This is a genomic window from Bradyrhizobium sp. McL0615, from assembly GCF_049993905.1.
Lineage (GTDB): Bacteria > Pseudomonadota > Alphaproteobacteria > Rhizobiales > Xanthobacteraceae > Bradyrhizobium.
Genome location: NZ_CP188254.1, coordinates 138985 through 152416 on the forward strand (window position 1 = coordinate 138985; position 13432 = coordinate 152416).

Sequence of the window (13432 nt, forward strand, 5' to 3'; positions counted from 1 at the left end):
GCATGATCTCTTCGGAAAACCGGGTTCCACTTTTCCGGATCATGCTCCAGCGCTGACCTCACGCCGCGCGCACGGTCGAGAGGAATTTCTCCACCTCACCCTTGAGATGATTGCTCTGTCCCAGCAGCGACCGGGCCAGGCCGTGCACGTGCGTCGATGCCGTACCGGTATCGGTCGCGCCGCGGTTGACGTCGGTGATGCTGCCCGCGACCTGGGTGGCGCCCTGCGCCGCCTGCTGCACGTTGCGCGAGATTTCCTGCGTCGTGGCGCCCTGCTCTTCTACGGCGGACGCGATCGCCTGCGAGATTTCCGCGATGCGGCCGATCGTGCCGCCGATTTCGGCAATGGCAGATACCGACTGATTGGTCGCCGACTGCATCTGGCCGATCTGCTCGCTGATTTCCTCGGTCGCTTTCGCGGTCTGCGCGGCAAGCGCCTTGACCTCGGATGCGACGACGGCAAATCCCCGCCCCGCCTCGCCGGCGCGCGCTGCCTCGATCGTGGCGTTGAGCGCCAGCAGGTTGGTCTGCTCGGCGACCGCGCTGATCATCTTGACCACCTCGCCGATCCGGCTGGCGGACTGGGCGAGATCGGAAATCCGCGCATTGGTCTGCTCGACCTGGCTGACCGCCTCGCGCGAGATCTTGTGTGAATCCTGCACCTGGCGGCTGATCTCCGACACCGATGAAGCCATCTCTTCCGCGGCCGCCGCGGCGGACTGCGCGTTGGCCGAGGATTGCTCCGATGCGGAGGCGACGGTTGCCGACAGCATCTGGGTCACTTCGGCGGTCTTGGTCAATTGTCCAGCCGATGATTCGAGTTCGGAGGACGCGGTCGAGACGGTGTGGATGATTTTTCCGATCGCGGAATCGAAGCCGTCCGCCATCTGCTGCATCGCGGCCTTGCGATCGCCTTCCGCTTTAAGCTTCAGGCCAGCCTGCTCCTGCTCCATCGACAGAACGCGTAACGCGTTTTCCTTGAAGACCTGGACCGCGCGCGCCATGGCGCCCACTTCATCGCCGCGGCCGAGTGCGGGGACCGAGACATCGAGGTCGCCGCCTGCAAGGCCCTTCATCACCGCGGTCATTTCCGCAATGGGGCGAATCACGCCGAATGCCACGCCAAAAATGCCGGCACCGATGACGAGAAACACCGCGGCTGAGACGCCCCACAATAGCAGTGTGAATGTGCTGACGCGTTCCGTCGCTGCGACTTCCGTCGCGGCGTTCTGATCGTTGGCCTGCTTGACGATGTCGTCGACGATGGCACGGTGCGCGGCATAGCGTGCGCTGATCTCGACATAGGATTTCGCGGCCGCCGTGCTGTCGGCCTTGGCAAGCGCGGGCAGCAGGCCGTCCTGGAGCGCGGTCCAGAACCGGCGCACCTCGCCGTCGGATTTCTCCACCAGCTTGGTCTTGAGCACCGGGTCGAGATCGGATTTGACCCAGAAATCGTGCCGCTCGTCATATTCCTTCTTGAGCTGAACGATCCTGTCGCGATGCGCCGCCAGCTGCGCCGGATCGTGCAGCACCAGCGTTGCCTCCAGATAGGCCTCGATGACGTATTCGGGCGGCGGCAGAATGTCGGCGATCAGGTCGTTGCCGAGCTTGATTCGGTCGTAAAGCGGACCGCCGACCTTGAGCTGTGACAGCCCGTAAACGCTGGTGGCAATCACGGCACCGAGACCCAATGCGGTGACCAATCCAAAAACCAATATTGCGCGCGAAATCGTCAGCCGCAACGTCATGGCAATGTTCTCCGGACGCGGGCAATATCCGCGCCGAACGAATAACTGCAATTTAGCTTAAGATTGCGTTATCCGCGCCCGCGCCAATGCGCCGCGCCCGAAGCGGCTACGCCGCGCTCGCCGGCGGCAGGGCCAGCACCGAATAGATCGCCTGGGCATCGCGCGAGGCGCGCAGCTTCTTGGCGACGTCCTGGTCGCGCAACAGCCGTGCGATTCGCGCCAGCGCCTTCAGGTGATCGGCGCCTGCGCCTTCCGGTGCCAGCAGCAGGAAGATCAGGTCTACCGGCTGGCCGTCCATCGCCTCGAAATCGATCGGGCGCTCGAGGCGGGCGAAGAACCCGAACAGCTTTTCCAGCTTCGGCAGCTTGCCGTGTGGAATGGCGACGCCATAGCCGACGGCGGTGGTGCCGAGCTTTTCGCGCTGCAACAGCACCTCGAACACCGAGCGCTCGTTCTGGCCGGTCAAGGCGGAGGCGCGCGCCGCCAGCTCCTGCAGCGCCTGCTTCTTGCTGATGACCTTCAAAGCCGGGAGAATCGCCTCGGGTGCGACCAGATCGGTAATCGTCATTGGGCGTTCCGAGGTGAATTGAACCGTCAGGTTGCGAAGTAGGTTCTATAACTGGGGCGTCAAGAAGATGAGACGGGAGGCGGGCTTAGACCCCGGGTCCCGATTTGCACGGCTTCTACTCCAACCCATGCGCGGTGCCAACTCCCGAAGAGCCAGTTCCTGCGTCCTATGCTTAAGGGCGGCGGACCATAGGGAGGGTGGCTGGGGGCGTCAATGCTGTCTGGCATATATCTCAGGGGGTAACCGTGGGGGGATCGACCCAGCCGACATTGCCGTCCGCCCTGCGGTAAATGATGTTCACCCGGCCGCTGGAGCCGTGCTGGAACACGATGCAGGCGGCCCCGGTCAGGTCCAGTTCCATGACCGCCTCGCTGACCGAAAGCCGCTTCAGGGACGTGGTGGCCTCGGCAATGATGACCGGGCTGTAGGTCGTGACTTCCTCGTCGCTTTCGGCCGGCGCCTCGATCACGTAGCTGGGCGCGTCGATATCGGCCAGCGCCGCGTTGGCGGCATAGGTCTTGCGGGCCGAGCGATCCTTCAGCCGGCTCTTGTAGCGGCGCAGCCGCTTCTCGATCATCACCAGTGCCTGGTCGGCGCTGGCATAGGCGTCGGTGGCGTTCGAATCGGCCTCCAGCGTGATCCCGGAATCCAGATGCAGCGAGCAATCGGTGCGGAAGCCGAAACCATCCTTGCTCAGCGTGATATGGCCGGAATAGTTGCCGTCGAAATATTTTCGCAAGACCTCATCGGTGCGCTCGCTGACGCGCGAACGAAGCGCCTCGCCGACGCTGATGCTTTTCCCGGAGATTCGAAGGGTCATTTGATGCCTCGCTGGATGCCTACTCTGGTTTCCCGGGATCGGCTCTTCGGGGGAACTGAGACTATCGCGATTTGACGCGAACGCAATCAGGCCGGAGCCGTATCGCGGGACCGGTCGGCGGAGGTGGCGGGAGCGGAAAGTGCGTTACCGAGCATGCTCTGTTTATCGCGGCGGCGCTGCACCGAGGAAGGAATACGCATCGCTTCGCGGTATTTCGCGACCGTGCGGCGGGCAATATCAATGCCCGATTCGCGCAATCGTTCCACGATGGTATCGTCGGAGAGGATCGCGCTTGCGGCTTCCGCGTCGATCAATTGCTTGATGTGGTGGCGGACCGCCTCCGCGGAATGTGCCTCGCCGCCGTCGGCCGAGGCGATCGAAGCGGTGAAGAAGTATTTCAGCTCGAAGCTGCCGCGATTGGTCGCCATATATTTGTTGGCGGTAACCCGTGACACCGTCGATTCGTGCATCTGGATCGCGTCTGCCACCGCCTTCAGATTCAGCGGCCGCAAATGCGCCACGCCATGGGTGAAGAAGCCGTCCTGCTGGCGCACGATTTCGGTGGCGACCTTCAGGATGGTGCGGGCGCGCTGATCCAGCGCGCGCACCAGCCAGGTCGCATTCTGCAGGCAATCGGTGAAATAGGATTTGTCGCCGTCCTTACGGATCGTCTTCGACAACTCGGTGTAATAGATCTGATTGACCAGCACGCGCGGCAACGTGTCGCTGTTGAGCTCGACATGCCAGCCGCCGTCCGGGCCGGGCCGCACATAGACATCCGGCACCATGGTTTGCGTGCGCGCCGAGCCGAACTTCAGGCCGGGCTTGGGATCGAGACGGCGGATTTCACCGATCATGTCGGTGATATCCTCGTCGTCGACGCCGCATAATTTACGCAAGCTTGCAATGTCGCGCTTGGCCAGCAGATCGAGATTTTCTACCAGCGCTTGCATCGCGGGGTCGTAGCGGTTGAGTTCGCGAAGCTGGATGGCGAGGCACTCGCTCAAATTCCGCGCACAGACGCCGGGCGGATCGAATTTCTGCAGCACGGTCAGCACCGCTTCGACATCCGCTTGCGAGGCGCCCAGCCGCTCGGCGGCCTGTCCCAGATCCGCCGGCAGATAGCCGGCATCGTCGACCAGATCGATCAGATACTGCCCGATCATGCGCTGCGCCGGCCCGCTGAAGGCCACCGCGAGCTGTTCGGCGAGGTGGCTGCCGAGCGTCACCTCGGCGGCGACAAAGGCTTCCAGGTTGTAGTCGTCGTCGTTGGAGGCGCCGCCGCCCCATTCGGTGTAGGCGGTCGGTGCCGCATCCTGCGCCACGCGTGCGGCGGCTTCGGCGGGTTCTTCGGAAAAAACGTTGTCGAGCGGGGTGTCCAGGGTCTGCTCGATCTCGGTGCGGCTGCCGAGGTCGCGGTTCAGCCACTCCTCCTGGCCCGGCTCAAAGGCGTCGCCGGCGGAACCTGACGCCATATCGGAGGCATCGCCGCCGCCTTCCTCGCCATAACTGCTGGAATCGGCGTATTCGGCACGTTCGGCGGCCGGCTCGCCCGCGACCGGGGCTTCGGGGCCGTCGCTGGCGCGGTCCAGCAGCGGATTACGCTCCAGCTCCTCCTCGACGAAGGCCGAGAGGTCGAGATTCGACAGTTGCAGCAGCTTGATCGCCTGCATCAATTGCGGCGTCATCACCAGCGACTGCGACTGGCGGAACTCTAGTCTCTGCGTTAGCGCCATGAGGCCAAGAACCGATCCACTGTAAAGTTGGTCCGATTCTTGCTTATATTAGTCCTGGGCCCTTGTACACGGCTTGACGGATGCGAAAAATGGGCTATAGCGCCGCCGGCCAAAATGGGAACCGATTTTTGCGTACCGAGGCACCCCGGATTACCAAGTTAACGCAATAGCTTATCACTAAACCGCCAACCCTTGTGCGCTGCACACAGTTAGAGCCGGAATTCCTCGCCAAGGTAAAGACGGCGTACATCCGGATCGTTGACGATTTCCTCCGGACTGCCCTCGGTCAAGATCTGCCCGGCATAGACGATATAGGCGCGGTCGGTCAGCCCCAGCGTTTCGCGCACATTGTGGTCGGTGATCAGGACGCCGATGCCGCGGTTGGTGAGGTGCCGAACGAGATCCTGGATGTCGCCGACCGCGATCGGATCGATGCCGGCAAAGGGTTCGTCGAGCAGCATGTAGTTCGGACGCGTCGCCAGCGCGCGCGCGATTTCGACGCGGCGGCGCTCGCCGCCGGAGAGCGCGATCGAGGGCGATTTGCGCAACCGCGTGATGTTGAATTCGTCGAGCAGCGAATTGAGTTCGGCCTCGCGCTTCTTCCTGCTGGGCTCGACGACCTCGAGCACCGCGCGGATATTCTGTTCGACAGTGAGGCCGCGAAAGATCGAGGCTTCCTGCGGCAGGTAGCCGATGCCGAGCCGCGCGCGCTGATACATCGGCAGCTTGGTCACGTCGTGGCCGTCGAGTTCGATGGCGCCGCGATCCGCCTTGATCAGCCCGGTGATCATGTAGAACACCGTGGTCTTGCCGGCGCCGTTCGGACCCAACAGGCCGACCGCCTCGCCGCGGCGGACATAGATGCTGACACCGCGCACGACCTGGCGCGTGCCGAAACTCTTCTCCACGCTATGCACAGCCAGATAACCCGGCCGCTTGGTCGGGCGCGGCGCTTCTCCGCCATTGGGCTTGGCGTTTGACTTGGGACGGGGCGCCTGCGCGCGGGGACGCGGTTCACGCGGCGGTTCGACGTCGGCCTGCTGCGGCAATTCCAACCCGGGCAGCGCGGCGGAACGCGCCTTCGGCGGCGCATCGCGCACCGGGCTCGTCAGCATATCGCCGAAGGAATCCCCAAGTGCGGTGATGTCGTCGCGCGAACGCGCAAATCCGGGGGCGCCGCGTTTCGCGGGGCGTCGACGGAACATGCCGAGTAAATCCACCATCCCGCTTCGCTTACGCCTTTCACGGTGATTCCGCGACGCGTCCACCGGCGAATCGCTTCGCCAGCGAACCATGAATGAATGGATGTCCCCTGCCCAGCGAAACACCCCGCCGTGCGCCCTGCCCAGTAGATACAGGCTCGCGCCACCGGCTTCAACCGTACGAGCCCCAAATATTCTTCAAGGCATTGATCTACAATTATTTTTTACCGGGGATCAGCGACGGTCTGGCCACCGGCGCCGGCTTCGGCCCGCCCGATCCGGACCCGCAGCCTTGGTCCGACTGCTCGATGAGAACCTTCACCTTGCTGTCGGATTCGACACGCGACACGCCGGTGGTCATGTCCACCTTGAGTCGGTCGCCGCTGAGCACATTCTTGCATTGGGTGAGCACGACCCCGTTCGCCCCGCCCACCATGGTGATGAGGTTGGCCCGCGGATCGAAGACCGCAGTCTCCCCCGTCACGACCTGATCCTTTTGCATGACCACGACGGAACCCTTGGCTTCCAGCCGGCGGATCGATGAACTGCCGCCGGGTCCCGGAGAGGCAGCTTGCATCGACCCGGACTTCGATCCCTTCGCAGCAGCGGGCGGCGGCGGCGCGGACGTCGGACCGGCATCGTAAAACACCACCAGTGTTTTCGAGGTCATGGTGGTGTCGCCCTGCACGACCTTCACATTTCCGGAGAAGGTCGCCTCCTTTTTCTTGTCACGCATTTCGAGCGAAGCTGCCTCGATCTGAATCGGCTGATCGCGGTTTTGCGAAAAGCCTTGCATCGCATTTGGCACACCGGACATGGCGCCTTGCGCCACGGCATCAGCAGACGTGATCAGCGCGAGTGCCGCGGTCGCAAAACTCCGCGAGAAGAACTGCATCACCTGCGGTGAGTGTACCGGCATCGAACCGTCTTATTTTTTACCGGGGATCAGCGACGGTATCTGTACCGGAGCTGGAGCCGGCTTCGAGCCGCCCGACCCGGACCCGCAGCTCTCTCCCTGCATGAACATGCCCTGCACCTTGCCGCTGTCGGATTCGACGCGCGACACGCCGGTCGTCATATCGACCTTGAGTCGGTCGCCCTTGAGCACGTTCTTGCACTGGGTCAGCACCACCCCGCCCACCATGGTGATGAGGTTGGCCCGCGTGTCGAAGATCGCGGTATCACCGGTCACGACCTGGTCCTTCTGCGTCACCACGACGGAGCCCTTGGCTTCCAGCCGGCGGATCGACGAGCTGCCGCCGGGCCCGGGGGTTGCGGACTGCATCGGCCCGGATTTCGATCCCTTCGCCGGGGCAGGCGGTGGCGCGGCGGGCGCAGGCGTCGCCGGCGCCGGGCCGGAATCGTAAAACACGACAAGCGACTTCGAGGTCATGGTGGTGTCGCCCTGCACGACCTTCACGTTTCCGGAGAAGGTCGCTTCCTTTTTCTTGTCGCGCATTTCGAGCGACGCCGCCTCGATCTGAATCGGCTGGTCGCGATTTTGCGAAAAGCCCTGCATCGCATTCGGCACGCCCGACATGGCGCCTTGCGCCAAGGCGTCACCGGAGGCGATCCACACGAGCGCAAGCGCCGCGGCCGCAAAACTGCGCGAGAAGAACTGCATCATGAAGATCACTTCGTGTTTGATGACTTGCCGGTGACGGACCGCGTCCTCGGCGGTGGCGCTGGTTCAGGCTCGGGCTCAGGCGCCGGAGGGCTGTCCATGATCAGGTTCATCACGACGTTGCCTTCGAAACGAACAATCTCACCGCTGTTGATGATCCTGAGCCGGTCGGCGGTGAGCGTACCGTTCAGCAATTTGACGTCGACATGTTCGTCCGACGTTACCGTTCCCTTGTTGATGTCGACATAGGCCTGCGACAGCTTCGCCTCGTAACCGGTGGAGGATTGCAGGAAGATGTCCTTGCGCAGGTCCAGCATCTGCTGCTTGCTGTCGAAGAATCCGGTGCGCGCATCCATCGTCACCGTACTCTTGTCCTCCATCATGACCTTGGCGCGCAGCGTCCTGAGCTCGACGTGATCAGGGTCGGTCAGATCCTGGATCGCGGACTTGGCCCACACTTCGTAGGGACGCTGGTCGGTTGAGAAACCTGCAAGGTGCGGCGTTTCCATGGTGATCTTGGTGCCGGAGACGACGAGATTGCTCATGTCGACGGGCAGCTTTGCGAGCGCAGTCTGGAACGGGTTCACGAAGACCTGGATCAGGACGATACTGGCCAGGGCCAGCAGCACGGCCGCCGGGACCGCAACCCGCAGCGCCCGCACCATCCGGCTGTGGCGGGCGGCCGCGGCAAAGCGGGCCTCCATTCCGGCGACATAGGCTGGGTTTTGTATCGAGTTCACCGCGGCTCCAACGGGCGCCAAGACGCCAGGAAGGCGTCATTCTACCCGCAATCGCGGGATTGTGCAGCCCGGACACGCGCTAGGAGTGTGACCGAAACGGGGCGGAGACAGGCACCCCGGCGCTTCAAATGGCCCCGGTCACGAATGCGCGAAGATATCCTCGGCCTCCCAACCGCCGAGATCGAGCCTGGCCCGGGTCGGCAGGAAGTCGAAGCAGGCCTGCGCCAGCTCGTTGCGGCCTTCGCGCGCCAGCATGGCGTCTAAGCGTTCGCGCAAGGCATGCAGATGCAGTACGTCGGAGGCGGCATAAGCGAGCTGCGCCTCGCTGAGGCTGGAAGATCCCCAGTCACTCGACTGCTGCTGCTTCGACAGGTCGATGTTGAGGACTTCGCGCACCAGGTCTTTCAGGCCGTGCCGGTCGGTATAGGTGCGCGTCAGTCGCGAGGCGATCTTGGTGCAATAGACCGGCTGCGGCATCACGCCAAAGGCGTTGTAGAGCGCGGCGAGATCGAACCGCGCGAAGTGAAATATCTTCGTGACGGCAGGATTGGCCAAGAGCGCTTTGAGGTTCGGCGCGTCGGTGTGGCCCTTCGGGATCTGGATGACATCGGCGCTGCCGTCGCCGTTCGACATCTGCACCACGCAGAGCCGGTCGCGATGCGGGTTGAGCCCCATGGTCTCGGTGTCGATCGCCACCGAATCCTTGTAGCGGGACAAATCGGGCAGATCGCCGCGATGCAGGCGGATGGTCATGAAGGAAAGCCTCGTGTCATCAGTCGATTCGAAGGAAACACTAGCGCCCAAAACCGCGCGAGGCGAGCGGTTGGCTGCCGCGAAACCTGCGAAGACCGGCTTTTCACAGCAGTTTTAGCCTCAGGCCCATGGGTGTTTTGCGTGAAGCGGTCTTCGGGTCGCGTGCAGATTAGCCCTTGCCCGCGGCTGCCCGTCGCCACGCCAGGGCAGCGGTGATTGCGATCAGCGCCAGCGCAAGTGGATGAAAGATCGGCGGGGTTACCCCGTTCGAAGACAGCACGGTCATGTCGAACACCGGCAAGGCCGCCGTCGCGGTGAGAAGAATGGCGAGCGGCGTCCATTGCCGTGTGAGCAGGGATATCGCGCCGGTAATGACGATGACGAGATTGCGTGACAGGTAGACCCGGTAAAACAGGCTGCCGGCGGCATCGGCAACCGGCACGCCGAAGCGGGCCGACGCCTGTTCCGGCGCGATCAAGCCGCGCAAGGACAGCGCCGCGAATGCCAGTAACAGCAGGGCAGCCAATACGATTGCCGCAACGTCCAGCGACCTCTTCATAGCGAAACCCTCCCATTCGGCATTCGGAAAATCGTTGAAGCCATGGATGGATCAGCGATTTTCAAAATATATATGTTGATATACATATTATAAAGGTCGACATACTTACTTGCAATTGATATTTTTGCGCATGGGAAAAGCCGATGATTCCAAAGGGAAAACCCTGACCGCCGCGGTCAAGCTGTTTCGCCAGCAGGGCTATCACGGCACCGCGCTGCACGACATCCTGGCGGCCGGAGGGGCGCCGCGCGGCTCGCTGTATTTTCATTTCCCAAAGGGCAAGGAGGAGATTGGTGCGGGCGCACTGTCGCTGGCCGGCGAAGCCGTGCGCCAAGCCATCGTGCAGGCCGCGGAAAAATCCGACAACGCCGAAAGCTTTCTGGTCCGCATCGTCCGCGCCATGGCGTCAGACCTTGAACGTTCCGATTACAGGGAAGGCTGCCCGATCGCGACCACGGCGCTTGAAACCGCCGCGCAATCCGAAGTGCTGGGCGCTGCGACCCGCACCGCATTCCAGAAATGGGAACTGGAGATCAAACGCGGGCTGTTCCGCTTTGGCCTGACGTCGGGCGACGCGGATCTGGTCGCCACGATGGTCCTCAGCCAACTCGAAGGGGCGCTGCTACTGGCGCGAACCTATCGTAGCCTTGCGCCGATTCAGCGGGCGGAGGAAGCGGTGAAGCTGCTGCTGGCGGGTGCCGCAAGGAGCGCGAATTGAATCCCGCGATTGTTTTGCAGCGAACCGATTTCAATGAGCCGTGAGGTGGTGGCCGTCTACGCTTTTGGACTTCATGCTCTCGGATAAGGGAAAGCTCAGCCTGATTTCACGGCTCAGGCTCTCTTCTCTCCGGATGATGTCGGCGGCTGAAGCCCCGGGCTATTGGCCCAGCGGTCGAGATTCTCGATGACGTTCGCATGGCTCGGCCGTTGCGGCGGCGGCGGCTTCCGCTCTTCGGACAGTTTGCGCGGTAGCTTGATGGTCTCGGTCATGGGCGTACTCCACCCCTCGATTATGCGCTCTCGCAAATCATAAATCAACCATTAACATATTGTTTTTGTTGAAGTATTTAGCTAATTTGACACCTGAATCTCGTTTGACGGAACCAGCGCCAAGGACAAGCGTTGAGTAAACTACTCAATGATCTCATTTTGGGGTGTTTCGATGTCCGACATGCGCGGTGAGCGACTGCAAGTCATGCTCTCGCCGGAAGAACTGACGGCGATCGATGATTTCCGCTTCAAACACCGGATGCCGACGCGGGCAGCGGCGGTGCGTGAGCTATTGAGGATGGGTCTCACGGTCGTTGCCGCCGATGGCGGCGGGATGAAGTCCAGCAATTATGGCGTGTTCAGCCGCGGTCCGGACGGGCACACGCACGCCTCCGATCAGGATCCGGCGGAATAGCGCGACGACAGGACAGAAATTTCCGCGCCTCGTGGCAGCTGTTCGCTCCTTCGTGCCAAGCCGCATCTCATTGTTTTGGGCAAGGGCAATGGTGCCCAGGAAAGGACTCGAACCTTCACGGCCGTTAAGCCACTGGCACCTGAAGCCAGCGCGTCTACCAATTCCGCCACCTGGGCCCGGGCGGGTTAGTAAGGATCGGTCACGCGCTTGTCAAATCGCTTCAACGTCGCCCAAATACGCTGTACAGCGACCGCGTGTTGGCGTATCGCGAATCCGCTAAATCCAACCGATATCTCTCGAATTCGATCCTCGCAGGAATTGACACCAATGACATCGTACCCGGCATCAAACCTGGAAACGCTCGTCACGGTTTTTGGCGGGTCGGGGTTTCTGGGGCGAAACGTGGTCCGGGCGCTGGCCAAGCGCGATTACCGGATCAGGGTGGCGGTGCGGCGGCCGGAGCTGGCCGGGCACCTGCAGCCGCTCGGCCGGGTCGGCCAGATCCACGCAGTGCAGGCCAATCTGCGCTATCCGGCCTCCGTCGAGGCGGCGATGCGCGATTCGCAAATCGCGATCAACCTGGTCGGCACCCTGACCGAAAGCGGCGCGCAGACGTTTGACGCCGTGCAGGCCAAGGGCGCCGAGGCGATCGCGAGGGCCGCCGCCGCCGCGGGCGCGCGAATGGTGCATGTGTCGGCGATCGGCGCCGATGAGAACGCGCTCTCGGCCTACGGCCGCGCCAAGGCCGCCGGCGAGAAGGCCGTGCTGGCGGCCGTGCCTTCGGCCACCATCCTGCGGCCGTCGCTGCTGTTTGGCCCCGAGGATCAATTCACCAACCGCTTTGCAGGCTTGGCCCGGATGTCGCCCTTCCTGCCGCTGATCGGCGGCGGGGTCACCCGGATGCAGCCCGCTTATGTCGGCGACGTCGCGGCCGCGGTGGCTAATGCCGTCGACGGCAAGACCAGGTCCGGCGCGGTTTACGAGCTCGGCGGACCGGAAGTGCTGACCATGCGCGAGATCATGGAAATCATTCTTGCCATCGCCGAGCGCAAGCGCATGCTGATTTCGCTGCCGTTCGGGCTGGCACGGCTGCAGGCGATGTTCCTGCAATTCGCGCCGGGGCCGTTGAAGCTGACGCCGGATCAGGTGGCGATGCTGCAATCGGACAATGTGGTGTCGGACGCCGCCAGGGCAGCGGGGCTAACGCTGGAAGGCCTTGGCATCACGCCCGATTCGATGGAAGCGGTCGCCCCGCAATATCTCTGGCGCTTCCGCGCCGCCGGGCAGTTTCAGCGCAAGAACGCGTAAAGGTTCGTAGGGTGGGCAAAGCGCAGCGTGCCCACCATCCGACATCGCGATCGTACTGGTGGGCACGCTGCGCTCTGCCCACCCTACGGGTTCTGAAAACTACCGCCCCAGCGCCAGCGCGATCAGGCCGAGGGTGCCGACGATGACGCGCCACCACGCAAAGAACGTGAACCCGTGGCGGGTGACGTAGTTCAAAAACGTCTTCACCACGATCATCGCCGTGATGAACGACACCCCGAATCCGATCGCGATGACGCCGATATGATCGACCGTCATCTCGCCGCGGTTCTTGTAGAAATCATAGGCGAACGCGCCGACCATGGTCGGGATCGCGAGAAAGAACGAGAACTCCGCGGCCGAGCGCTTGTCGCCGCCAAGTAGCATCGCCGCCACGATGCTGGCGCCGGAGCGCGACACGCCGGGAATCATCGCCAGGCACTGCGCGATGCCGATCCACAGATACATCATCAGCGGATAGCGCGTGGCGTCGTCCTCGTGCGGCTTCAGATCGAGCTGATCGACCCAGAGCAGGATCGCGCCGCCGACGATCAGCGTGAAACACACTACCCACGGATTGAACAGCAATTCCTTGATGTATTTGCCGACGGCCAGACCAACGACCACCGCCGGCAGGAACGCCACCAATACGCCGATCACAAAGCGTCGATCGTCCGGATTGCTGAACATGCCGAGCGCGACCCGCCATAGTTTGGCGAAATACAGCACGACGATCGCAAGAATAGCGCCCAGCTGAATCAGGATCACAAAACTCTGCCAGAAAGCGCCCTCGCCAAGGCCGAAGAAGCGTTGCGCCAGCAGCATATGGCCGGTGGAGGAAACGGGTAGAAATTCCGTGATACCCTCGATGATGCCGAGAATCACCGCCTTCACTGCATCCGACATCATGGTGTTGGTCCATTTTGACTGGAGAAGCCGCGCTCTTCTCGCCTATTCGCCCCCATGCCGCAAT

At 62.7% G+C, this 13432-nt stretch carries 15 protein-coding genes and 1 tRNA gene; 3 read left to right on the forward strand and 13 right to left on the reverse strand.

Going from position 1 to position 13432, the window contains the following annotated elements; all coding sequences use genetic code 11:
• Positions 1–58 precede the first annotated feature (58 nt).
• The 10 genes from ACPPVP_RS00605 to ACPPVP_RS00650 form a co-directional block, all read right to left on the reverse strand.
• The gene (locus tag ACPPVP_RS00605; protein WP_426530306.1) at positions 59–1747 is read right to left on the reverse strand and encodes a methyl-accepting chemotaxis protein; all 1689 of its coding nucleotides are present in this window, start codon (positions 1745–1747) and stop codon (positions 59–61) included.
• Between the two features lie 106 nt (positions 1748–1853).
• Positions 1854–2315 carry a PTS IIA-like nitrogen regulatory protein PtsN gene (ptsN, locus tag ACPPVP_RS00610; RefSeq protein WP_108512713.1) on the reverse strand — a complete coding sequence of 154 codons (462 nt, stop codon included), beginning with the start codon at positions 2313–2315 and terminating at the stop codon, positions 1854–1856.
• A 232-nt stretch (positions 2316–2547) separates the two neighbouring features.
• Positions 2548–3135 carry a ribosome hibernation-promoting factor, HPF/YfiA family gene (hpf, locus tag ACPPVP_RS00615; protein ID WP_426530309.1) on the reverse strand — a complete coding sequence of 196 codons (588 nt, stop codon included), beginning with the start codon at positions 3133–3135 and terminating at the stop codon, positions 2548–2550.
• 86 nt (positions 3136–3221) lie between these two features.
• Complete coding sequence (gene rpoN, locus ACPPVP_RS00620) at positions 3222–4871, reverse strand: RNA polymerase factor sigma-54 (protein WP_426530311.1); 1650 nt, start codon at positions 4869–4871, stop codon at positions 3222–3224.
• Between the two features lie 209 nt (positions 4872–5080).
• A complete protein-coding gene (lptB, locus tag ACPPVP_RS00625; RefSeq protein WP_426530313.1) occupies positions 5081–6094 on the reverse strand; it encodes an LPS export ABC transporter ATP-binding protein in 1014 nt (337 codons plus the stop codon).
• Between the two features lie 196 nt (positions 6095–6290).
• The gene (locus ACPPVP_RS00630; RefSeq protein ID WP_426530315.1) at positions 6291–6992 is read right to left on the reverse strand and encodes an LptA/OstA family protein; all 702 of its coding nucleotides are present in this window, start codon (positions 6990–6992) and stop codon (positions 6291–6293) included.
• Between the two features lie 9 nt (positions 6993–7001).
• Complete coding sequence (locus ACPPVP_RS00635; RefSeq protein ID WP_426530317.1) at positions 7002–7700, reverse strand: LptA/OstA family protein; 699 nt, start codon at positions 7698–7700, stop codon at positions 7002–7004.
• Between the two features lie 5 nt (positions 7701–7705).
• Complete coding sequence (gene lptC / locus ACPPVP_RS00640) at positions 7706–8437, reverse strand: LPS export ABC transporter periplasmic protein LptC (RefSeq protein ID WP_426530319.1); 732 nt, start codon at positions 8435–8437, stop codon at positions 7706–7708.
• Positions 8438–8575: 138 nt separating this feature from the next.
• Positions 8576–9190, reverse strand: a complete 615-nt coding sequence (locus ACPPVP_RS00645) for a ribonuclease D (protein ID WP_426530321.1) — start codon at positions 9188–9190, stop codon at positions 8576–8578.
• A 169-nt stretch (positions 9191–9359) separates the two neighbouring features.
• Positions 9360–9749 carry a DUF4267 domain-containing protein gene (locus ACPPVP_RS00650; RefSeq protein ID WP_426530323.1) on the reverse strand — a complete coding sequence of 130 codons (390 nt, stop codon included), beginning with the start codon at positions 9747–9749 and terminating at the stop codon, positions 9360–9362.
• Between the two features lie 130 nt (positions 9750–9879).
• Between ACPPVP_RS00650 and ACPPVP_RS00655 the strand changes: the two genes are divergently transcribed.
• Entirely contained in the window at positions 9880–10467 is a 588-nt protein-coding gene (locus tag ACPPVP_RS00655) for a TetR/AcrR family transcriptional regulator (RefSeq protein WP_426530325.1), read from the forward strand.
• Between the two features lie 113 nt (positions 10468–10580).
• On the opposite strand, the gene ACPPVP_RS00660 is transcribed toward ACPPVP_RS00655, so the two are convergent.
• Positions 10581–10739: a hypothetical protein gene (locus ACPPVP_RS00660; protein WP_426530327.1), complete on the reverse strand. Its 159-nt coding sequence runs from the start codon at positions 10737–10739 to the stop codon at positions 10581–10583.
• A 172-nt stretch (positions 10740–10911) separates the two neighbouring features.
• On the opposite strand from ACPPVP_RS00660, the gene ACPPVP_RS00665 reads away from it, so the two are divergent.
• Positions 10912–11154: a hypothetical protein gene (locus ACPPVP_RS00665; protein ID WP_426530329.1), complete on the forward strand. Its 243-nt coding sequence runs from the start codon at positions 10912–10914 to the stop codon at positions 11152–11154.
• Between the two features lie 89 nt (positions 11155–11243).
• On the opposite strand, the gene ACPPVP_RS00670 is transcribed toward ACPPVP_RS00665, so the two are convergent.
• Positions 11244–11330, reverse strand: a tRNA-Leu gene (locus tag ACPPVP_RS00670).
• 151 nt (positions 11331–11481) lie between these two features.
• Here ACPPVP_RS00670 and ACPPVP_RS00675 point away from each other — a divergent pair.
• Positions 11482–12462 (forward strand): complex I NDUFA9 subunit family protein, encoded by a 981-nt coding sequence (locus ACPPVP_RS00675; RefSeq protein ID WP_426530331.1) that lies wholly within the window; start codon positions 11482–11484, stop codon positions 12460–12462.
• 99 nt (positions 12463–12561) lie between these two features.
• Here ACPPVP_RS00675 and ACPPVP_RS00680 read toward each other — a convergent pair whose 3' ends face one another.
• On the reverse strand, positions 12562–13368 hold the full coding sequence (locus ACPPVP_RS00680) for an undecaprenyl-diphosphate phosphatase (RefSeq protein WP_426530333.1): 807 nt from the start codon (positions 13366–13368) through the stop codon (positions 12562–12564).
• Positions 13369–13432 lie beyond the last annotated feature (64 nt).